The 19,457-nt window shown below is 52.6% G+C and carries 25 protein-coding genes; 4 read left to right on the top strand and 21 right to left on the bottom strand.

The window, feature by feature from the left end:
* Positions 1–3: 3 nt before the first annotated feature.
* The 7 genes from OVA10_RS12500 to OVA10_RS12470 all read right to left on the bottom strand — a co-directional run bounded on the left by OVA10_RS12500 (position 4) and on the right by OVA10_RS12470 (position 6,240).
* Complete coding sequence (locus OVA10_RS12500) at positions 4–1,197, bottom strand: phage tail sheath protein (RefSeq protein ID WP_268196058.1); 1,194 nt, start codon at positions 1,195–1,197, stop codon at positions 4–6.
* A 123-nt stretch (positions 1,198–1,320) separates the two neighbouring features.
* Positions 1,321–1,827: a tail fiber assembly protein gene (locus tag OVA10_RS12495; protein WP_268196057.1), complete on the bottom strand. Its 507-nt coding sequence runs from the start codon at positions 1,825–1,827 to the stop codon at positions 1,321–1,323.
* Positions 1,828–1,829: 2 nt separating this feature from the next.
* Complete coding sequence (locus OVA10_RS12490; RefSeq protein WP_268196056.1) at positions 1,830–3,800, bottom strand: phage tail protein; 1,971 nt, start codon at positions 3,798–3,800, stop codon at positions 1,830–1,832.
* 11 nt (positions 3,801–3,811) lie between these two features.
* Positions 3,812–4,342, bottom strand: coding sequence for a phage tail protein I (locus tag OVA10_RS12485; RefSeq protein WP_181826441.1), 531 nt, complete (start codon positions 4,340–4,342; stop codon positions 3,812–3,814).
* A complete protein-coding gene (locus OVA10_RS12480; RefSeq protein ID WP_268196055.1) occupies positions 4,335–5,243 on the bottom strand; it encodes a baseplate assembly protein in 909 nt (302 codons plus the stop codon). Before OVA10_RS12480 ends, OVA10_RS12485 begins: the two co-directional genes overlap by 8 nt.
* Before the next feature lie 5 nt (positions 5,244–5,248).
* A complete protein-coding gene (locus OVA10_RS12475; RefSeq protein ID WP_268196054.1) occupies positions 5,249–5,602 on the bottom strand; it encodes a GPW/gp25 family protein in 354 nt (117 codons plus the stop codon).
* The gene (locus OVA10_RS12470; RefSeq protein WP_268196053.1) at positions 5,599–6,240 is read right to left on the bottom strand and encodes a phage baseplate assembly protein V; all 642 of its coding nucleotides are present in this window, start codon (positions 6,238–6,240) and stop codon (positions 5,599–5,601) included. The genes OVA10_RS12475 and OVA10_RS12470 overlap by 4 nt, the downstream gene beginning before the upstream one ends.
* A gap of 341 nt (positions 6,241–6,581) precedes the next feature.
* Between OVA10_RS12470 and OVA10_RS12465 the strand changes: the two genes are divergently transcribed.
* Positions 6,582–7,541 carry a hypothetical protein gene (locus OVA10_RS12465; RefSeq protein WP_268196052.1) on the top strand — a complete coding sequence of 320 codons (960 nt, stop codon included), beginning with the start codon at positions 6,582–6,584 and terminating at the stop codon, positions 7,539–7,541.
* 174 nt (positions 7,542–7,715) lie between these two features.
* Here the strand turns inward: OVA10_RS12465 and OVA10_RS12460 are convergent, their stop codons facing one another.
* The 11 genes from OVA10_RS12460 to OVA10_RS12410 all read right to left on the bottom strand — a co-directional run bounded on the left by OVA10_RS12460 (position 7,716) and on the right by OVA10_RS12410 (position 13,493).
* A complete protein-coding gene (locus OVA10_RS12460; RefSeq protein ID WP_268196051.1) occupies positions 7,716–8,183 on the bottom strand; it encodes a phage virion morphogenesis protein in 468 nt (155 codons plus the stop codon).
* Positions 8,176–8,643, bottom strand: a complete 468-nt coding sequence (locus OVA10_RS12455) for a phage tail protein (protein WP_268196050.1) — start codon at positions 8,641–8,643, stop codon at positions 8,176–8,178. Before OVA10_RS12455 ends, OVA10_RS12460 begins: the two co-directional genes overlap by 8 nt.
* Positions 8,606–8,851: an Rz1-like lysis system protein LysC gene (lysC, locus tag OVA10_RS12450; protein ID WP_268196049.1), complete on the bottom strand. Its 246-nt coding sequence runs from the start codon at positions 8,849–8,851 to the stop codon at positions 8,606–8,608. Before lysC ends, OVA10_RS12455 begins: the two co-directional genes overlap by 38 nt.
* Complete coding sequence (lysB, locus tag OVA10_RS12445; RefSeq protein WP_268196048.1) at positions 8,751–9,164, bottom strand: Rz-like lysis system protein LysB; 414 nt, start codon at positions 9,162–9,164, stop codon at positions 8,751–8,753. Before lysB ends, lysC begins: the two co-directional genes overlap by 101 nt.
* The gene (locus OVA10_RS12440; RefSeq protein ID WP_268196047.1) at positions 9,161–9,670 is read right to left on the bottom strand and encodes a lysozyme; all 510 of its coding nucleotides are present in this window, start codon (positions 9,668–9,670) and stop codon (positions 9,161–9,163) included. Before OVA10_RS12440 ends, lysB begins: the two co-directional genes overlap by 4 nt.
* Positions 9,654–9,875, bottom strand: coding sequence for a primosomal protein (locus tag OVA10_RS12435; protein ID WP_268196046.1), 222 nt, complete (start codon positions 9,873–9,875; stop codon positions 9,654–9,656). The genes OVA10_RS12440 and OVA10_RS12435 overlap by 17 nt, the downstream gene beginning before the upstream one ends.
* Positions 9,866–10,069, bottom strand: coding sequence for a tail protein X (locus OVA10_RS12430; protein WP_268196045.1), 204 nt, complete (start codon positions 10,067–10,069; stop codon positions 9,866–9,868). The genes OVA10_RS12435 and OVA10_RS12430 overlap by 10 nt, the downstream gene beginning before the upstream one ends.
* Positions 10,069–10,575: a head completion/stabilization protein gene (locus tag OVA10_RS12425; protein ID WP_268196044.1), complete on the bottom strand. Its 507-nt coding sequence runs from the start codon at positions 10,573–10,575 to the stop codon at positions 10,069–10,071. The genes OVA10_RS12430 and OVA10_RS12425 overlap by 1 nt, the downstream gene beginning before the upstream one ends.
* Positions 10,576–10,674: 99 nt before the next feature.
* Positions 10,675–11,430, bottom strand: a complete 756-nt coding sequence (locus OVA10_RS12420) for a phage terminase small subunit (RefSeq protein WP_268196043.1) — start codon at positions 11,428–11,430, stop codon at positions 10,675–10,677.
* A 3-nt stretch (positions 11,431–11,433) separates the two neighbouring features.
* The gene (locus OVA10_RS12415) at positions 11,434–12,582 is read right to left on the bottom strand and encodes a phage major capsid protein, P2 family (RefSeq protein WP_268196042.1); all 1,149 of its coding nucleotides are present in this window, start codon (positions 12,580–12,582) and stop codon (positions 11,434–11,436) included.
* 56 nt (positions 12,583–12,638) lie between these two features.
* The gene (locus tag OVA10_RS12410) at positions 12,639–13,493 is read right to left on the bottom strand and encodes a GPO family capsid scaffolding protein (protein WP_268196041.1); all 855 of its coding nucleotides are present in this window, start codon (positions 13,491–13,493) and stop codon (positions 12,639–12,641) included.
* Positions 13,494–13,658: 165 nt separating this feature from the next.
* Between OVA10_RS12410 and OVA10_RS12405 the strand changes: the two genes are divergently transcribed.
* Positions 13,659–15,428 (top strand): terminase ATPase subunit family protein, encoded by a 1,770-nt coding sequence (locus tag OVA10_RS12405; RefSeq protein WP_268196040.1) that lies wholly within the window; start codon positions 13,659–13,661, stop codon positions 15,426–15,428.
* Between the two features lies 1 nt (position 15,429).
* Positions 15,430–16,437 carry a phage portal protein gene (locus OVA10_RS12400; RefSeq protein WP_268196039.1) on the top strand — a complete coding sequence of 336 codons (1,008 nt, stop codon included), beginning with the start codon at positions 15,430–15,432 and terminating at the stop codon, positions 16,435–16,437.
* A gap of 47 nt (positions 16,438–16,484) precedes the next feature.
* Here OVA10_RS12400 and OVA10_RS12395 read toward each other — a convergent pair whose 3' ends face one another.
* Together OVA10_RS12395 and OVA10_RS12390 are read right to left on the bottom strand one after the other, a co-directional pair.
* Positions 16,485–17,186 (bottom strand): retron Ec48 family effector membrane protein, encoded by a 702-nt coding sequence (locus OVA10_RS12395; protein ID WP_268196038.1) that lies wholly within the window; start codon positions 17,184–17,186, stop codon positions 16,485–16,487.
* Complete coding sequence (locus OVA10_RS12390) at positions 17,183–18,367, bottom strand: reverse transcriptase family protein (RefSeq protein ID WP_268196037.1); 1,185 nt, start codon at positions 18,365–18,367, stop codon at positions 17,183–17,185. The genes OVA10_RS12395 and OVA10_RS12390 overlap by 4 nt, the downstream gene beginning before the upstream one ends.
* A 258-nt stretch (positions 18,368–18,625) precedes the next feature.
* On the opposite strand from OVA10_RS12390, the gene OVA10_RS12385 reads away from it, so the two are divergent.
* Positions 18,626–18,919 (top strand): hypothetical protein, encoded by a 294-nt coding sequence (locus OVA10_RS12385; RefSeq protein WP_268196036.1) that lies wholly within the window; start codon positions 18,626–18,628, stop codon positions 18,917–18,919.
* Here the strand turns inward: OVA10_RS12385 and OVA10_RS12380 are convergent.
* Complete coding sequence (locus tag OVA10_RS12380) at positions 18,916–19,425, bottom strand: hypothetical protein (RefSeq protein WP_268196035.1); 510 nt, start codon at positions 19,423–19,425, stop codon at positions 18,916–18,918. The two genes, OVA10_RS12385 and OVA10_RS12380, sit on opposite strands and share 4 nt — an antisense overlap.
* Positions 19,426–19,457: the final 32 nt, after the last annotated feature.

Raw genomic sequence — 19,457 nt, 5'->3', positions numbered from 1 at the left:
TCCTTAGCTGTTGACCGAGTCCGACAGGTTCGCCAGATAGGTATCAGTGATGCGCTGGCGCAGGGTCAGGTGTTCCAGCGGCGGGACGGGGGTATAGTCGTAATCGATATACAGTTTCCCTACCTTCAGGGTCGCGGTGTCGTTCGACTCCGGGTCGTACCAGCAGGAGCCATCGACGATATAGCCGTTGTTTTTCAGCTCGCGGAATTTGGCATTGATACCGGCCACGATGTCGCGAATAAGCGTCGGGGTAATGGGTTTATCCATCGCCCACGCGTGCGCCTCTGCCATCGTGTCGGCCAGCACCTGCGCGGTGCGGGTGTAGTTCTCAAACAGGAAAAGCGGGTCATCCGAGCAGGTGCGGTTGCCCCAGAACTTAAAGCCGTCGTTGCGGATCAGAGTCGTCACACCGGCCTGATTAAGCAGGTTGGCGTCGGTCGCCGGTTCCTGCAAATCCCACGACACCGAGGCACTAACGCCGGTGACGCCATTCACGCCGACGTTCGACAGGGTTTTGTGCCAGCCGGTCGTCTGGTCGATTCTGGCACGCAGCCCCAGCGCGCGCGCCGTCGCCCAGGCGTTCGTCGTGGCGTTCGCCGTGGTGTCCCATGCCAGAAAATCAGGGAAGATGACCATCAGCTCGCGCTGGCTGAAATTCTCGCGGTAGTCGATGGCATCAGAAATGGTTTTGCAGCCCCACGCACTGATATAGCCAAAGGCGCGCAGACTCTGACAGGTTGACGCGAGCGCGGTCGCCACTTCCTGCGTATCCAGCCCCGGCACACCGAGAATGCGCGGCTTAACGCCGGTGACGGTCTGCGCCGTCAGCAGCGCTTTCAGGCCGGTATATTTCCCGTTTTCGTCCGTGGTGCCGATGATGTTCGAAATCGTTTCTTTCTGTGCCGCGTCGGGGTCGTCGGGGTCGTCGACACCTTCAGCCACGCGCACGACGACAATGACCGGTTTGCACTGGTCGGCAATGGCCTGCAGGGATTGTGAAAGCGTGCCCTGTTTACCGGCTTTACCGATAGCGGTTTGCACGCTGGTAATCAGCACCGGCTCATTGAGCGGGAATGCGTTTTCGTCAGCATCGCTGGCCGTGCAGACCATGCCGATGATGGCCGTTGAGACGGTGGAAATGGTGCGCACGCCGTCGTTAATCTCGATGACCTGCACGCCGTGATGATAGTCGCTCATCCGTTAAACTCCGTGGTGTAAGGGTGCAACTATTTTCTGTTGTGTACACGACTGGCGCGATGAAATGGCGTTGGAGGAGGGATAACACAACAAACAAAAAGCCCTCCGGGTGGAGGGCTCTGGTCATTCTGGTTTAACCGGCCAGTCAATATCTGGCGCGCTGGCGGGTTCTACCCGGCCTAACAGGACGCGGTATGTTTTCATCGCTGTCAGGAGCGCTAATTCTTCCTCTGTCGCAATCCCCAGCTCCGCCGCATCCTGCAGCGGCGAGATAATCTGCGAGACCTCCGACAAAAGGCTTTGCTTCTTTGCCTCTGCTCGTGCCACATGATCCACCGGCGCGGGGATGATTTTTTTGCCGTCATACATCCATTCGCCATCGATATTGAAACCTGCAGGCACGGATTTTTTCGTGACTTCCGCCACCGCCATATTGACCGGCCACAGCGCAGAAACATCGTAATCCGCCGTGCGGATAATCCCGTCATCGGTAAAAGCAATTTTTAACTTAGTGGCTGAAAACAGGGACTGACTGGCGTACCAGTCTTTTCCGTCCTCATCCTGCAGATAAAGAATATTGTCAGCTTCTCTGACGACAGGCTCGTAAGCCGTGAGTGTTTTAAGTTCCATATTTACCCCGAAATGGTTCGCCATGCACCGTTGATATTTATTTGTATCGGCTTGTACTGAATAGTGTCATCAACCGGCGCATCCCCTTCAACATACCAGCCCGTAAACGCACACCCGCCCGGAACGTAATTCCAGCCATTACGTTTCAGTACAATCGTTCCAGGACTTCCCTGACGAACATCGATCACCGTTGCTGTTTTTAGCGGATAGCGCCCGTCGCTTTCGGCTTTGGTATAGGCTCCGGTTTTAGCCATATAACCCGCATCAGATTGCGCTTTCGTGTAATAACGTGAATCAAAGTTACCGTAATCTGACGGAACAAATCTCCCGCTACCAGTGATTCCACCATTCACGGCAAGACCATGCCCCATAGTGACTGCGCCGGTAGAGATATCGACGTAAAATGGACGTAGGTTGTTATAGCCTCCGAACTGATCACCGGAGTTTGTCATCATCAGATAAAGTCTGTTGCCATCGTTTCGCCAGAATGTGCCGTAACTCCCGTAAGCTATTCGGAAACTATTAGCGCTTGAGCTTTGCATTTCACCCGTGGCTTTCATGGGGCCACTCAAATTAACGGCCCTGCCATTGGCTGTGGTTACAGAAATAGAACCATCTTCACCCAAAACTAATCCAGTTCCGCCCTTATAGTTAAAAAGCGAAACATGATAATTTGCGCCTCCCCGCCCCACATAAAATACGTTATCCCCGTTGTAATCCTTGCCCAGAAGATAAGTTGACTGACCAGCAGCAAGCGGCCACAGCGCTACCGCTGCGCCATTGCCTTTAACAGCTATGGCTTTCTGGAATGTCCCGCCCTGCGATGCTGAAACGGCGTCAACATCCGCCGCTGATGGCTTGTTTTTATCGGTGTAAAAATACTGATAATCCTTGCTACCCGTCCCCGTTGCGCCATCCCATCGAAACGCGATTTTGCCTTTTGGATCGGATGGAATAATCAGGTGACGACTTTGCTTTGCCGCCCCACCATCCTGATAAAGCGTAAAGGTATAGGCGTAAGGTCCACCGCTGACAGCGTGCGTCCAGAAACCGGAAGGTAAATCCGTCGGGATATTGTCGTAATTGTTACTCGCTACGGCAGGCGTGCGGGGTGCCACAGCTCCCAGCCCGTGCCAGCCCGTCACCGGTACTCGCCCGACTGTCGTATCTGTCATCGACGTGACGACATCTGCTTTTGCCGCCGTTCCGAGGCTCTCCTTAACTTTGGTCAGGTCATCATTAACGCCCTTTACCGCCTTTGGGGTCGCCGCCAGCGCTTCCGAGGTGCTGTCGGTCGCACTACTGAGCTGGACAATGCCCTTCTGCTTTGTGGTGGCGTCCTGAGCCGTATATTTACCATCAGCAAGGTCATACGCCGCCTTAACCGCTTTCGGCGTCGCGGCGAGCGTCTCAGACGTGCTGTCGGTTGCATTGCTTAACTGCGTGAAACCCTTTTCTTTCAGTGTGGCGTCGGGATGGCGACGGGATTGCTCATGCTCCGCGAGCTTATCGTCGACATAATCCTGCGTTGCCATCACCAGTGTGGTATCGATGGACAGCTCGACCGTGTCGATATCGCTCACCATGATAACCATTCGCAGGGTCTGCGCGCGTCCCGACCCTTCCGCCAGCTCGGGCTTGTAGCTCTCTGCCATATTACCGACCGCAATCAGCGTGCCGGTGTCATCGTAAAGCCCCATTTCACGCAGCCAGAAACCGCCGGTCTCTGGCGGAATCACCAGCTCCGCGACGACATAGTTTTTGTGCTTTTTGTCCTGGCTGATTTTATTCAGCGCATGACGCCAGACCTCATTGACCAGCTTTGTCTGACTGGCGTTCGGTTCGGGCAGTTTCCCGCCGCCATCCCCGACGGACATCGCCACGAAATTAACTTTTTTCCCGTTCGGGACGCTCGCCGCCGCCAGTTTCTCCGCACCGGCTCGGGTGATAACGGTTTTATATTTTACTGTCATTTTGCTCTCACTTATCCGGGGTAAACCGTGGTGATATCGCCGTCATAGGTCAGCGCGCCGTAATACAGATGACCCGGAATATCCTGAATAATATTCAGACCGATAAGATGGCGACTCGCGGGTTTGGCGTCGGCAATCAGCCGCTCCATTTCGTAATACATTTCCTCGGTGATACCGGTCTCTAACACGCCGATATCGAGGCGGAATGTGCCGGGCGGGTCGTTCGTTTCCCACCATTCCGTCACGTTAATCAGATACCCGAGCGGCTCGACCACACGTCGCACCGCACCAATCGTCCCTTTGTGCGCATGGATAAACCACGCCGCGCGGATCACCTCGCGTTTCGTTTCTTCCGGCCAGCTTTCATCCCAGCGGTCAACCGAAAACGCCCAGGCAAGCCACGGCAGCAAATTCGCCGGGCAGGTGTCGGCGTTCCACAGGCGGCGCAGCGGGACGGGGGTATTTTCGATATCCGCACAGGCGCGCGCCGCCGCCACCTCAAGCGGTGACGAGCCGACCGGCAGCAGTCGGTTATTACTCATCGTTACCCCCGACCGTCACGCTGTACGCGGTGCAATAAGACGCCTGCGTATCATCGAGCACGATATCGGCCACGGGTGCTACCAGCTCGACACGCTGCACCCCCTCGACGTGGAGCGCGGCGTAGATGGCTGACTTGCGAATATCCCGCCCGAGCCGGTGCTGTGCGCTGATATAGGTCTGCAGCTTCGCTTTTGCCGCACTGAGCACCGGCTCGCTTTCGGGGCCGGGGTAAAGGTAAAGCGCCGCGTCGATGGTGTAGTCGACAATGGTCGCTGACTGGACGGTCACGCGGTCAGCGACCGGCCGCACATCCTCATCATTCAGCGCGGCACGCACCACGGCCAGCAGCTCGTCGGACGCTGCGCCGTTATTCTCGCGGGACAAAACCGACACGGTGACGCAGGCAGGCTCGGGGCTGATAACGGAAATATCCGCGACCCGCCCGTCGGCGCTGCGGCCATGAAACTGATATGCCCCGGTAGATCCTGCGGTACTCAGTCCCTCGGGGGCTTGCTGAATGCGTAGGCGATAGTCGGTGTCCGATTCCATCACCGCAGGCGTCGGCGGCAGTGTGGTCTCGTCTGCAGGCGTAATTACGAGGCGCTCAACGCTGGAATTCGCCCCTATCTGGTCGAGGTCAGCACCGGCGGCATAGGCCAGCATGACCGCACGCGCGGCCTCATTGACGCGCTGACGCCAGATGACTTCACGATAAGCGTTCTCCTGCAGCAGCTTCACAATCGGCTCAGATTCAAGCGTCAGCGTGCGCGCGACCGCCTCCTGCTGGTCTTCGGGATAAAGCGAGACAAGCGTCGCTTTTCGTTCGCTCAGAATGGTTTCAAAATCCAGCTCTTCCACGACATCGGGCGCGGCGAGCTGGCTCAGGTCAACAATAGCCATAGCGTTTAACTCAGTGGAATGGTGAGTGAAAAGGGCTGGCTCGTCGTCGTCGAGCGCGTGCCGGTAATATCGACATACAGCGCGCCGTGAGCCTCGCCTCGCTCAAAGGTAATGGTCGACAGTGTGACGCGCGGCTCCCACTTCTGGATCGCGGAGTAACACGCGGCCATAATCTGCAGGCGCAACGCCGGGGTCTGCGGCTGGTCAATCAGCGCTGAAAGTAGCGAGCCGTATTCGCGGCGCATCACCCGCGAGCCAACCGGCGTGACCAGAATGTCGCGCACGCTCTGCCTGATATGGTCGGCCTCAGAAATACTGAGCCCGGTCTGGCTGTTCATGCCCAGATAACGCACTGTCATTTGGTCTCCTTCGTCCAGCTCCCGCCGCTCTGCACATTGCCATGTGCGTGGTCATCCGCCTGCACGCCGTTAGAGATAAATTTCCCGCCGCTGTGCGTGATATCGCCCTTCATCGTTCCGCCCTTCTGCACTTCAAGTGAGCCGGTGATGAGCTTGTTGGTACAGACCACCTCGGGTGTATCGAGGGTGATGCGGGTTTCAGCTTTGACCAGCACCACCGGCACGGTGGCGGTAATGGAATCCGACGCGGTGACGTCGGCTGTTTTGATACCGGACACGGTGAGCGCCCCGCTGTCGGGTTCGTACTCGATGACCGCCCCGTCGGGAAAGGCTATGTGAAGCGCATCAGGCGAGGCAGACGGCGCGGGATTGTCATCAGAGAAAATGGAGGGCAGCACAAACGCGGTGTCGAGCTCGCCACCGATGGCAAGAATCAGCACCTGCTCGCCAACAGAAGGAGCCCACCACACACGCGAGCGACCGGCGCGAGAGGTCAGCCAGTTTAGCCACGTGGTTTCCATCCCGCCGGTCTGGACACGACAAAGACCCTCGACGGGGTTGACATCGGTCACAATGCCGGTACGGATGAGGTTGCGGATCGCGCGTGCGATATCCTGCAGAGAATTTAAATTATTCATACGGAAAGGATGCCGCCGGGCGAGGCCAGCGGCAATTTGTAAGAGTTCTATGGCAGTTGAGACAACAGGCGGCAACTCATTCCGCCATTAAGACGAATTAACCAAGAGTAGAATCAATTCGTGAGCTATTGCTGTTCCGAAGTTTCATTTGAGCCATTATCTTTTGGGATAGAACACTGCCCAAGTTCTAGGTATGTAATTTAACTTAAGTCACACTAAAGAACCGCTCTCGAACAAGGCCACATAAGATGAACGATTTTTTAAGTGATTTACTAGCGAAGTTCGTTTAAATTATTTTATTCATTGCTATCTATAACGTTTGAAAAGGAGAGGGTTATTATATGAATGAAAGTACAAGTACAATTCGCGTTTCAAATCATAATAATTGGCCTGCTGTGGAGCTATTTGAGTGTGAACGAATATTTTTAGATTTGATGGCCAAACATAATGTTCAGCAGATCTTTGCTACAACAACACTAATCGCTAATGATAAAGATGAACCTTTCAATGCTGCAATTGGTCATATTTTAGACTGCCTGGGTTCTTTACCAAACCGTCCTGATGCTGCATTTGACAGCCTTTACAGAGTAATTGATCAAAATCTTAAGCAATATAATCACACGCAGTCTTCGCCAATGTGTGATTTTGTAGATAGTCTCTTTAAAAGCAATCCACATGAATGGTCGAACATAACTAATATTTTGGCAGAGCATATACCTCAACAAACAGCTGATTATATTGCATCTAGAATACTTGACTGCCATATAGAGAATAACCCTCCCCATACTGACAGAATAAAAAAACGTGCAATCCGTAGCTTAGGGAAGCTTCGTTATAAAGAATTTTATAAAACATATCTCATAGAGAACCCGAGCATACCAGGCACATATTATAACTTGGAATATAATAAAAGAAGAAATGCAGGTCGACTAATGTGTCTTTTACTACGACAAACCACTGCATTGACAAAGGTTAATACTTCGAGTTCAATATTAAATCTCTCTATACAAAGTAATCTTCTTTCACCAGAAGAGAAACTAAAATCCCTCCTAGAGCTTATGATTTCGACATACAGGCATGAACGCTTTCACGGAGATGTATTCTCCCCTTTCAGAAGTAGTAAAGCATCACTGAAAACTTATGCCCATGCATATTATGCGCTTATTGTATCCTATATTGTTATTTTGGGGATATTACAACTCGAGAATAAAGGAGGAGTTACCATGCCATCCATATTAGACATAACTAATAAATGCATGAATAACTTCAAATCTTTTTTTGATAGCACACTTGATGATTAACTCAAGGTGATTTCAACCTCTCTCCCTAGAGGGGGTGAACATTAAAAATGGGTTGCAACTAAGGCAACCCCTTTTAATGGAAATTATACTTTTATCCCTATATTTATACACCTATAGCCATTACATTACTTATAAACAACATTAGCGAAAATATAACTCTTTCTTGTTACGTTTTTAGTGCCCTGAAAGTGAAAAGCAGGATAATCGCTTAATAATTAACTCATTAATAAGCCATTGTTCAACATAGCCCAATCCCAGTAATCGACGCTCAGGATACTGCACATCCTGAGAATGCTGACTGGCCTTATCTTTTAGCCCTAATTGATGAACCCGCGCGATACGCTGCACTTTGCCGGTAAACTCGACCACAGCAGCATCACTGCGACTATTGGCTTTCATGTAGCGACTGGAGCGCAGTTTCTGAAACATCGCGCGCTTGATTCGCCCCGACTTTGCCCTAAGCGGCTGACGCTTTCGCGCATGATACGGCGTGCCATCAGGCGCTTTTTGCAATTTAATCCGTTGCTGTTGCGATTTGCGCAGCTCTTTCGCAATCTCTGCGGCGAGCTTACGCCGCCCCGCCGGTGACAGCGCACCAATCAGCCCGGCAAGCTGGTCGTCAAATGGCTTTAACTCATTCATCCCATTTGCTCACCAGTTCGCCATTGATATACAGCTCAGTCGGACGTGTGACCGGCTCGGGCAATGCTGGCTCAGGCGCATAGCTCACGTGCAGCGCGCCTTTTTCATCCCTGACAAGCGTGCGCTCAGTAAGCTGCAGGCTGATACTGATATCAACACTGTCCCCGTCGTTTAAATCCATCTGGAATCGATAACCCTTTTTGCGCCCCTCATCGAGCGTGCAGATGTCCGGCTGGTTTTCCCTGAGCCACGCGGCCACCGGCACGAAAATCAAATCCGGGTCGCCGACAAAATCACAGACAATCACATTCAGCGTGTAAATCTTTTCATGGGACAGCGATGCCGCAAGCCGCGCATCGATATTCCCCTCATCGACAAAGATGCGCATCATTTCGGGATTCGTTTTTATCTGCGGTACGGCGTCAGTGAGCGCCTGGCGCAGGCTGTGAGCTTTCTTCATCGAGTTTGTCCTGACAGTTTTTGACGGTTTCAACCTTGAGCGCGCAGGCTGTCAGCGCGCCCTCAAGCCTGCGAATATCGGCGCTCAGGTCGCCGTTAGTGACGGGCTCACTTCCCGGCATCGGGCAAAGGCTCACCTTCGGGCAGGCGTTGTAAACAATGACCGGCGAAGGCGCAGGCCGTTCGGGTGTGCAACCGGCGCACAGCATCAGGCAAATCAGCGCGATACCAGCGGCGTAATTCCTCGTTTTCATTCAATAACCTCGTGATGGTGTGTTCCCGCCTTGCCGCCAGCTCACCGGCGGCGGTCAGCTCGTCACTGAGCCTGACCTGCGCGTTTTCATTTCGCCTGGCAATTGCCTGCGACACCGAAAGCTGATTTTTCAGCATCCCGGTAGTGGTCTTTTGCTCACTGGCGACCCGGTTCGCTCGCTCAAACGAGCGGGACAGATTCTCGTTATCGTGGCGCAGCCACAGGACCCCGGCAAGCAGTCCGGCCAGCACAATCATCAGCACTTTCATTGCATCCCCTTTACGCAATAGGCTCGCTCCCGCGCGCGACGGTTTTCCAGCCCTTTGTTTCTGACACCGTTCACGTACACCCAGCGAGTAAGCTGGTCGCACGCCTGCGACCACTGATGACGCTTGATAAACGAGACCAGCTTCGAACGACAGGCCGCGCCGGTTCCCACGTTGAATGAGAAGCTCACCAGCGCGTCATACACGCGCGGCGGCATTTCCACCGGCACGCAGACCGCGAGACGCCTCTCGACGTTCAGCACATCCGCGACAAGATTCGCCGCCGCCTGTCGCCCGGTGATTTCCCCTTTCGGGGTGACACCGGCAGTGTGGCCGATGCCTGACGTCCACACTCCCGCGCTGCACTGGTAAGGCGTCAGACGACATCCTTCGAGGTCAGCTAGTAAAGCCAGCCCCCCGGGCGAGGTGTTCAGCAGACGAAAGTCAGGCATCAGTGCGGCCAGCGCCAGCACAGCGGCCACACTGCAGCGTTTAATGATTGAGCTCACGCATCGCCCCCTTATCCAGTCCGAGGGATTGCAGATAGCGAAAGGTTTTGCGCTTAAACCAGTAATTGGTCAGCGCGGTAAAGATGGCGCAACCGCCGCCCACATAGAGCGCCATTTTCTCGGGCGACATCGCCCCGAAATACGCCAGCCCCACGGCCAGCCAGTAGGCGACAAACGTCGTGATTTTTTCCATGCTCAGTCCCATAGATTCACCGTCTCGGTTTTCGGTGCGCTGTCGGTTTCGGGCAGTTCTATCACCGTACCGTGCGGCAGAATGACGCCCAGCTCAGACAGCCCCGGATTCGCCTGCAGCACCGTCTCGACGACGCCCTCAGTGCGCCCGTAGTAACGCGCACAAATCACATCGAGGGTGTCGCCCTGCATCGCGTAGACCTTCATCAGATTTGCCCCACGATGCAGCGCGCTTTGTCCTGAATACGCGCCACTGACCAGCGCATATCCCGCCACATTTCATCGATGGTGCTGTCGATGCTGTCGGCCTTTTTGTCACCCTTGCTGGTTGCATCCACGCCGCGATAACGCTCATACAGCGTGGCGGTCGTCATCGAGCACACGGCGTTAAAGTAGTGGAAGCAACGCACGCTTTCGCCGTCGAGCTCGTCGGAAGGAACATCCGCGAGCGTGGCGTGACCGGCGTCGAGCTGCAGGTCGCGCCAGTCGCGCAGCTCCGCGTTAGTCTCCGCGATGGCGGTCTTAATCGCCCGGCGCAGGCGCACAGGGGACACAGTCTGCTCCAGTCGCATTTCTTCGCGCAGGCGCTGCGGGTCGACATCAGGAAAAAAGCCCGTATTTTTAATCACCGGCTCACTCTCGCACGGTGGCGGTATCACCACGCCCGGCACGTCCTGCGGCGTTGTTGTGGGCTCAATAATCAGTGTCGTCATGACAACCTCAAAAAATAGGTGGGCGGTGGACGCCGGTCGCAGTCAGGGCAATCAATACCCGCGTTGACCGGCGTGTCGCCCGGCTCGGGGAGCGTTCGGTTAACCTGCAGCTTTTGCCGCCTTTGGTGGACGTCCGCGCCGGGCCGCTGGTTTAGCAGCGGGTTTGCGCGTGCGGGGTTTATTCGTTTTCGGTGCGGGTTCAGGTTTCGGCTTTAGCTGACGCTCAAGCTGTTCGATATCCTTTTTCACGCCGATAGTTCGCTCTAACTGGATCGCACGCAGCAGGTGCGCCAGTGCCTCGGGCAGCTCCCCTGCGTCACGCAGCACGTAGCCGGTGATTTTGTGCAGCCTCGCGCGCACGATGTCGGGCATATCTGCACGCTCAGTCAGTGCGAGGGTATCAAGCAGCAGCGCCAGCTCAGGTGACTGTTTAGCGTCACGCAGACGCTGCGCGGCAAGAGCCACCTCTTCGGCCAGCAGATACGGCGTGCTGCGGCGATGACCGCCGACCGGCATCGTCAGGCCATACGTCATCGCGTAACGGGCGATTTCCAGCGCACCGGCGATATCATCCGCATCGAGACGCCAGAGCATAACGGTCATGACAATGTCATCCTGCGCGCCCTTGCCATTTGCAAGGACACCCGCCACCCACGGCAGATAGAACGGCAGCAGCTCGCGCTTTTTGTCTGCCTTGCGCTCTTTGGATCGGATTAGTTTTAACGTGCGACAGTCTGCGGCCAGCTTAACGAGCATCTGCTCATAGGCAGTTGCATTGCGCAGCGGAGCAGCACCCCGCCGCGCGGTTTCAGAGGCCGAGACCCGCATCATGTGAAGCGCTGCGGGGCTCGTCATGCCTTACTCTCCGTCTTTCTGGTCTGCTGGCTCATCAGCGCTTTCAGATTCAACCTGAGCCGAGGTGCTTTCAGGAGCAACCGGAGCAGAGGTGCTTTCAGGAGCGACCGGGGCAGCAAACTTACCGAGGGTGATGTTTTCAATCAGGCAACCGGCGGCGTAAGCCTCGACCACATAATCAATATTCATTGATTCGTAGTTTTCGACGCGGTCTTTCTTCGGCTCCTCGATGATGGCGCGGCGGTGCGCGTCGTCCATGAAGTAAATCGACAGGTTATCGAGGCGCGTCACCATCAGCGCATTTGCCGGGAAGTACGGCACGCGCACGGCAGGCAGGTTGCCGATGCGTTTCTGGCTGATGATGATGTCAGCGGCCAGCGCCTCGCTGTTTTCCTGCGTTTTGTTGACGATCGGGAAATATTTGTCGGCAAGCAGCTTACGACCGGTGATGACGACGAGCTCAGGGTCATCCTGATAAATCTCGTCAATCAGGTTGGTCGTGGCATCCATCACCAGCGCGTCGAGATTTTGATAGTCGCCGATCTCCCCCACGCGGATCACATCAGAAATGACCTTGCCGTCTGCGTCGGTGATTTTTGACATTACGCGCGCCGGTGCTTCATTGCGGTACTTCTGCAGCCAGCCCACCGCGACATCCTGCAGCATCGGATTGTTTTTGCGGTTTGAGGTTTCCGCGCGCTCGATACCGTTGAAACCGGCCATGATGAAGTCGAGCGACTGGCGCTTGATAATTGCGTCACGGATACGGGTCTGGAAGTCCTGGAATCGCGCCCACAGGTCGAGCTGTTTGTATCGGATATGGAAATCGAAGTTGATTTGCGCACATTCGTACTTGTTGGATTCAAGCGCCGAAAAATCAGCGGTCTTACGCTCGTCATCCCCGGCAGTATCGGCGGTGCTCGCAATCGTACCGTTTACGCCTACCCCGACTTTTTCGCCTTTCAGCTCATCGACCGGCACGATGTTGATTTTGGTCAGAAACGCGGATGACAGCTGCAGGGTGTTCATCAGCGTCTGCGTCACGGATGGCTCCACGGTGAATTTCTTCGCCACGTCATCGGTTTCTACCCCGTTCAGTTCCGCCACGCGGGACAGGTAGGCATTGAATTTAAAGCGGGTTTCTTTACGCATCGTTATTCCTGTTTTTCAAAATAGGTGTCTGGCCGGGCGGCACGCCCGGCGCGTTATCAGCAGTTGGTCAGCAGCTCGTCGCCGGTTCCGCCCTTCGAGAGTTCGCGGCGCGGCTGGCGCTGGCTTTCGGTGTTATCGAGGGAACTTTTCAGTGAGGTAAACGCCTGCGCGTTTTCTTCGGTCTGGCGGGTCACATCCTGCTGCAGCTGCGAAAATGCAGTTTCCATATCAGCCAGGCGCTTATCAGTAGCAGTCAGGCTGGTCTGCACCTGCTCAGTGACGGTGGTGACAGCTTCATGCACATCCGCCAGACGCGCATCGTCGCTGACCTGCTTGCGGCTGAAAATGGCTCTGACTTTATCGGTCAGGCTGTTGAGTACGGTGTCGGGGAAGTCCTCGAATTCCAGCTCCGCCAGCGTGGCAACGGAAAAGAGATCGTCTGGGTGAGCTTTTTTACCGGCGAGCGGGTTCTGCGTGGCACGGCTGCAGAATTCGAGGTATTCGGTGCCGAGGCTTGCCGGGTCATCCGTCACCGCCAGTCCCACGAGGTAACATTTGCCGCTGTTGGCAAAGTTCGGGCGGATCTCCATCGAGGTGTAAACCTTCTGACCGGCACGCACCATGCTCACCAGCTCGTCAAGCGGCGCGATTTTGCCAAACAGCGCTTTTTTGCCATTCAGGGCTGAGTCATCGCTGATGATATCCGCTTTGACTTCGGTCACGTCGCCATAACGTTTGAGCACACTGTCGGGAAGAATGCCGCGCAGGTGTTCGAGGTTGATGCGACAGCCATAGACACGCGGGTCGAAGGTGTCGGCCATGTCCTGTATGTCATCTCCGCTGATGACACGGCCATCGCAGGTGTCGCCCTCGACGCCGATGCGAAACCATTTAGAAACTTTCTTTGCCATTGTTCAGGTGTCCTGATGTTGGGTTTACGGTTCGGGGTTAGTTTCCCGACTCCGACCCGCATCAGCCACCGCTTGCGATCCGATTAGATCTGACACAACAGGGGCTTAGCGAATACGCGCGATGATTTCCTTAGCCTTGCCTCGTACCTATAAAACGAGGTGAGAATGACAATATCGACCGACTTATCACTGTTGAATGACCCGCGACGACAGGCGCGCCTGTTGTACTGGCAAGGGTTCGCCGTGCCGCAAATTTGCGACATGCTGCAGGTGAAGCGCCCGACGGTGCAGAGCTGGAAGCAGCGCGACGGATGGGAAGACACCGCGCCGATTAATCGTGTCGAGTCGACATTAGAGGCGCGCCTGATTCAGCTTTACGCGAAGCCTGACCTGACGCCACATGATTTCAAGGTCGCTGATTTTCTGTCGCGCCAGATGGAACGGTTCGCACGCATCAACCGCTACGGCCAGACCGGAAATGAAGTGGATTTAAACCCCAACATTGCGATCCGTAACAAAGGGGATCGCAAAAAACCGAAACGTAACTATTTCAGCGAGGAGGCTATCGGGAAGCTGGAAGAGATTTTCCTCGACCAGTCGTTTGAGTATCAGCTCAACTGGCACAGGGCCGGGCTTGAGCATCGTATTCGCCACATCCTTAAATCGCGTCAGATTGGGGCGACGTTCTACTTTGCGCGTGAGTCACTTCTGCGCGCGCTGAAAACCGGGCAAAACCAGATATTTTTATCCGCGAGTAAAACGCAGGCATACGTGTTTCGAAAATACATCATCGCCTTTGCGCGTCTGGTCGACGTCGACCTGTCAGGCGACCCGATTGTCATCGGCAACAACGGCGCAGAGCTGATTTTCCTCGGGACCAACTCCAACACCGCGCAGAGCCACAACGGCGACCTGTACGTCGATGAAATTTTCTGGATACCCAATTTCCAGCGGCTGCGCAAAGTGGCGTCGGGGATGGCGTCACAGTCGCACCTGCGCACCACCTATTTCTCGACCCCGTCCACGCTGGCGCACGGCGCGTATCCGTTCTGGTCTGGCGAGCTGTTTAATCGGGGGCGCAGCAACCGCGACGAACGGGTCGACATCGATATCAGCCACAAGGCGCTCGCCGGTGGCGTGCTGTGCCCGGATGGGCAGTGGCGGCAGATTGTCACCATCGAGGACGCGCTCGCCGGGGGCTGCTCACTGTTCAATCTGGATCAGCTGAAACAGGAAAACAGTGCCGACGATTTCCGCAATCTGTTTATGTGCGAATTCGTCGACGACAAGGCCTCGGTGTTCCCGTTCGAGGAGCTGCAGCGCTGCATGGTCGATGCGATGGAAGAATGGGAGGACTTCGAACAATATGCCGACCGTCCGTTTAACTGGCGCCCGGTATGGATTGGCTATGACCCGTCACACACCGGCGACAGCGCAGGCTGTGCGGTACTGGCTCCGCCACTGGTTGCCGGTGGCAAGTTCCGCATCCTTGAGCGTCACCAGTGGAAAGGCATGGACTTTGCGGCGCAGGCCGAGGCCATCCGCTCGCTGACAGAAAAATACACCGTCGACTATATTGGCATCGATGCGACCGGCATCGGCCAGGGTGTTTACCAGCTCGTGCGCTCGTTCTTCCCGGCGGCGCGCGCCATCCGCTACACACCGGAAATGAAGACCGCGATGGTGCTGAAAGCAAAAGACACCATTCGACGCGGGTGTCTCGAATACGACGCCGGTGCGACCGACATCACGCAGTCGTTTATGGCTATCCGCAAAACCATGACCAGCAGCGGTCGCAGCTCAACCTATGAAGCGAGTCGCAGCGAAGAGGCCAGCCACGCGGATATCGCGTGGGCGACCATGCACGCCCTGTTAAACGAACCGCTTTCCGCCGGTAGCGGGATGCACTCAACCTCAATTCTGGATATTAACTAAGATGAAAAAACGACAGAAGAAACCAGTCACCATGACCGCCAGCACACCTCAAAAAATGGAGGCGTTCACTTTTGGTGAGCCCTCTCCGGTTCTGGATCGCCGTGACATCCTCGACTATGTCGAGTGTATTCATAACGGGAAATGGTACGAGCCGCCGGTCAATTTTTCGGGGCTGGCGAAAAGCCTGCGCGCCGCCGTACACCACAGCTCACCGATTTACGTGAAGCGTAACATTCTGGCAAGCACCTACATCCCCCACCCGTTGCTGTCGCGTCAGGATTTCAGCCGCTTTGTGCTTGATTATCTTGTCTTTGCGAATGGGTATCTTGAGAAGCGAATGAGCGTCACCGGTCAACTCCTGAAACTGGAAACCTCGCCTGCGAAATACACCCGCCGTGGCGTCGAGGATAGTGTTTACTGGTACGTATCGAGCTTCACGCACCCGCACGAATTTGCGCCGGGCTCAGTGTTCCACCTGCTTGAACCTGATATTAATCAGGAGCTGTACGGGATGCCTGAATACCTAAGCGCACTCAATTCCGCCTGGCTGAATGAATCCGCCACGCTGTTTCGTCGCAAGTATTATCAGAACGGCGCGCACGCGGGGTACATCATGTACGTGACCGACGCGGCGCAAAGCAGCACCGACGTCGAGTCGCTACGTGATGCGATGCGTAATTCAAAGGGACTGGGAAATTTTAAGAATCTGTTTTTCTATGCGCCCAACGGGAAACCGGACGGCATCAAAATCGTTCCACTGAGTGAGGTTGCCACCAAGGATGATTTTTTCAATATCAAAAAAGTGAGCGCTGCTGACCTGCTCGATGCGCACCGCGTGCCGTTCCAGCTGATGGGCGGCAAGCCCGAGAATATTGGCTCATTAGGAGATGTTGAGAAGGTGGCGCGGGTGTTTGTCCGTAACGAGCTGACGCCGCTGCAGGAGCGATTTAAAGAGATTAACGACTGGTTAAGGATGGAGGTTATAAAATTCAATGATTACATACTTTAGTTAACATATTCATTTCCGGGTGGTGGGGGAACCCCACCCCATCTTAATCAGGTATAACTTCTTTTGATTTTACTTAACTCAACCATTTGATAGCCAAATGACAAATTAATAGTATCTATATATTCCAACACCTGACCTTCAATTTCGATGAATATATTTTTTGGCCCACTGTTAATACATACACCAATTTCACCAAGTGCTATTATCATTTTCCTTTGATGTGTTTTATATTTATAATCTTTGTTCTCATCAGTAATGTGTGAATTTGCCTCCTCAATCACAGCCTGAATATTTGCTATCACATTCAGATAACTTGAGGAAACCGAAATATCTCCTCTCTTCGCCATTGGGAACATTACTTTGTACCATCTAAAAAAATTTACCCCCTCTGGGTATATTCTCGTTCGCTTGGAAAGTTCAGCACTTGCAAACTCTCGGAACATGGTTAAGTGAGTTGTGTAATTACTATTATTGTTATTTTTAATTCCTGAATAATAAGTCATCAAGGCTATTATAACACCAAAAACAGTTACAAAGGTCGTCATTAACCATCCAAAGGCTTGAGCCCAAAGAGTAATTCCTGACATTTTTTTTGCAAAATTATCCAGACATTGACTACTTATGCAAAAATCGTTTTCAAATAATTTTTGCTCTACTATCGTCAAATAGACCGATATGGCAGAAAAAACCATAAAGGCAGAGGTGGAAATAATCACCACATAAATTAAAATTTTTAATTTATTATTCATATCGGACGGACCTTTCTTAACCGAACTCTAAAGCCTTTCACTACCTCATCAAATGCATCGGAACGGGTAAAAATAATCATCTTATACAATGTTAAATTGTATTTTCTTTTATACCAATGCTTACCATTATTACCGTTCACAAACGAAGTCTCTAGACTGCTAACTGCAGCCTCAACCACTGCCACATCACGTTTTGATGGCATTGGTTTGATAGCCAGAAGTTGCTGTTTAAATTGCTCATACTTTTCGTGACCAACGCGGCCAAGCTTATGAACTCTCCCCATGCAACGATTAAATTCCTTCCTGTATGCAACACTTGTCTTTGTATTATTCTTTATTGATAACTGCTTTAAGTTATGCAAGGATGCTCTAATTCTTTTAACTTCATCACTTGGTAGACGTGGAGATTTATAATCGATTCTCAACCCATGTATTTTTATTGGCTCGGATGAACAATGAAATATTTTTGTCTTTCGTTTGTTTATAGGCAAATCATGTTCCGAAAGCATATTTTCAATATGATTTAATATTTGAGAAAAATCATAATCGTTTATTTTCGATGACACAGTAATGTCATCGACTAGCCGAGTGTAAACTAAATTTTTTCTTAGGGCTCGTTGAACGACATCACCTTCTCGCTCATAGAGGCAAAGAGTTGCAATGTAACTCGATGTTAATGCCCCTTGAACAACAAAATCACCTTTACAACATAAGGTTGTTAAATACTTCAACGCTTCATCTTTGATGTTCAATACATTCTCTAAAACATCACTTACAAGATCTTTATGAATATTGTCGAAGAAATTGCTTATATCAACCTTTAATACTGTTTTTGCACCACAATGGGCTTTTGCGCAAGATACATAATCACGCTTGATATGGCTATTAAGGCCATCATTTTTTCCAGGAACAGAACCAAATAAAAAACGAGGAAAAACCACCAACTCCTTGAAAATTCTTTTATTCACCCTAGATTGTAATAGCCTCATTTTAGGATGAAGAGAATACACAATCCTCTTGCTTCCATCCGCCTTTGGGAGTTCTTTCAAGACATACTTCTCTTCATCAGAAAGTCCCGCTATTTCATTCAGTTGATCGACTGAGACAGACAGGGTTTGCGCAAGCTTGGAGAGCGAGGTGATAGGAGCTTTTGATTTGCTGTAAGGTTTTAATTTATCCATAATTTCACCAAACAAAGTTACGTACGGTCTACCCATGCTCAAGGGTGGGACAACAAGGATGTTTACATCAACAATCGTCAGCAGCAGCCAGTGTTATCTTTTCGACCGTACGCAATGTCGTCGGCTACGGCATCGCCGTGGGTGGCGATGGTGGGGCCTTACCGATAGGTCCATAAAGGACGCTTTTTTCTTTAAAAAAAAGCTTAATCTGACGATATAAATATGTTGATTGCCACATACTAAGCGGAACGCTAGTGCTTGAATGATATTGCCCTCATTTTTTTTAGATTTCAACTATATCTTATTGAAATTGTCATTTTCACCTGCGCGCAATGCTTTCCCCGCCACGCCTGCCCGCTTTATGAGTCGGTTTTAATGCAGTTGCACGAACACGCCGGAGCGGCGCCAGTACTGGCGCCGCTTACACATGACAAGGGAGGAAAATGCATGCGATTCGATGCGCTTATGCATGCAGAGCTAAAAAACGGGAAAAAATCGGGAAAATGGCATAAAAAAACCGGCATACAGGGTGCCGGTTTGCGGGTGCGTTAATCGGATGACCACATACTCTCGTTTTCCTGCGTTACACTCCAAAAATCATCAAACAGCGCAAGTTTAGCTTCATTAACCGTCGCATATGTTTTTTGACTAAATTTATCACCAATCTTATAGCCCCAACGCTGAGTTTTCGTAGGGTAAACAACTAGGTTGTAGTTTTCTAAGTTAAGAAAGCTATTACCTTTTGCCGATATGCGCCAAGCTCGCTGCAACCAACGAGCTCGTCTGGCCGCACGATTACGAAGCCTTGACTCTTTTCTCTTTGGCCCTTCATAGTCGTCACTCATTTTCTCGGCACATACACATCCGACATCGAATCTTTCGCTCAGGTCAGGATGCGTCATAACATGGACAAAACGAATCCTTTCATTTCCGCACATTTGGCACACTGCATAATCAGTTTCTTCTGACGGCGTACCATCTGCACGCAAATCGATTACCTCAACACACAACCACCCTTTGTGCGGAATTCCAGCCGTGCTCCACAAGTTACCACTCATCAGCCCACCCCTTACCTGAATTAAGAGTCAAT

It is taken from the genome of Lelliottia sp. SL45 (assembly GCF_026672535.1).
Classification (GTDB): domain Bacteria; phylum Pseudomonadota; class Gammaproteobacteria; order Enterobacterales; family Enterobacteriaceae; genus Enterobacter; species Enterobacter nimipressuralis.
Note: the sequence above shows the minus strand (reverse complement) of the source record. Positions and strands in the feature narration are given on the sequence as shown.

Coding starts and splice junctions, on each gene's coding strand:
- OVA10_RS12475 (WP_268196054.1), bottom strand. CDS start 5,602: ATGACAGTGCGTTATCTGGGCATGAACAGCCAGACCGGGCTCAGTATT.
- OVA10_RS12430 (WP_268196045.1), bottom strand. CDS start 10,069: ATGAAGGTCTACGCGATGCAGGGCGACACCCTCGATGTGATTTGTGCG.
- OVA10_RS12500 (WP_268196058.1), bottom strand. CDS start 1,197: ATGAGCGACTATCATCACGGCGTGCAGGTCATCGAGATTAACGACGGC.
- OVA10_RS12480 (WP_268196055.1), bottom strand. CDS start 5,243: ATGGCTATTGTTGACCTGAGCCAGCTCGCCGCGCCCGATGTCGTGGAA.
- OVA10_RS12425 (WP_268196044.1), bottom strand. CDS start 10,575: ATGACGACACTGATTATTGAGCCCACAACAACGCCGCAGGACGTGCCG.
- OVA10_RS12435 (WP_268196046.1), bottom strand. CDS start 9,875: ATGGGACTGAGCATGGAAAAAATCACGACGTTTGTCGCCTACTGGCTG.
- OVA10_RS12495 (WP_268196057.1), bottom strand. CDS start 1,827: ATGGAACTTAAAACACTCACGGCTTACGAGCCTGTCGTCAGAGAAGCT.
- OVA10_RS12460 (WP_268196051.1), bottom strand. CDS start 8,183: ATGAATGAGTTAAAGCCATTTGACGACCAGCTTGCCGGGCTGATTGGT.
- OVA10_RS12470 (WP_268196053.1), bottom strand. CDS start 6,240: ATGAATAATTTAAATTCTCTGCAGGATATCGCACGCGCGATCCGCAAC.
- OVA10_RS12420 (WP_268196043.1), bottom strand. CDS start 11,430: ATGACGAGCCCCGCAGCGCTTCACATGATGCGGGTCTCGGCCTCTGAA.
- OVA10_RS12485 (WP_181826441.1), bottom strand. CDS start 4,342: ATGAGTAATAACCGACTGCTGCCGGTCGGCTCGTCACCGCTTGAGGTG.
- OVA10_RS12395 (WP_268196038.1), bottom strand. CDS start 17,186: ATGAATAATAAATTAAAAATTTTAATTTATGTGGTGATTATTTCCACC.
- lysC (WP_268196049.1), bottom strand. CDS start 8,851: ATGCTGTGCGCCGGTTGCACACCCGAACGGCCTGCGCCTTCGCCGGTC.
- OVA10_RS12400 (WP_268196039.1), top strand. CDS start 15,430: ATGAAAAAACGACAGAAGAAACCAGTCACCATGACCGCCAGCACACCT.
- OVA10_RS12380 (WP_268196035.1), bottom strand. CDS start 19,425: ATGAGTGGTAACTTGTGGAGCACGGCTGGAATTCCGCACAAAGGGTGG.
- OVA10_RS12490 (WP_268196056.1), bottom strand. CDS start 3,800: ATGACAGTAAAATATAAAACCGTTATCACCCGAGCCGGTGCGGAGAAA.
- OVA10_RS12415 (WP_268196042.1), bottom strand. CDS start 12,582: ATGCGTAAAGAAACCCGCTTTAAATTCAATGCCTACCTGTCCCGCGTG.
- OVA10_RS12465 (WP_268196052.1), top strand. CDS start 6,582: ATGAATGAAAGTACAAGTACAATTCGCGTTTCAAATCATAATAATTGG.
- OVA10_RS12390 (WP_268196037.1), bottom strand. CDS start 18,367: ATGGATAAATTAAAACCTTACAGCAAATCAAAAGCTCCTATCACCTCG.
- OVA10_RS12405 (WP_268196040.1), top strand. CDS start 13,659: ATGACAATATCGACCGACTTATCACTGTTGAATGACCCGCGACGACAG.
- OVA10_RS12455 (WP_268196050.1), bottom strand. CDS start 8,643: ATGAAGAAAGCTCACAGCCTGCGCCAGGCGCTCACTGACGCCGTACCG.
- lysB (WP_268196048.1), bottom strand. CDS start 9,164: ATGAAAGTGCTGATGATTGTGCTGGCCGGACTGCTTGCCGGGGTCCTG.
- OVA10_RS12410 (WP_268196041.1), bottom strand. CDS start 13,493: ATGGCAAAGAAAGTTTCTAAATGGTTTCGCATCGGCGTCGAGGGCGAC.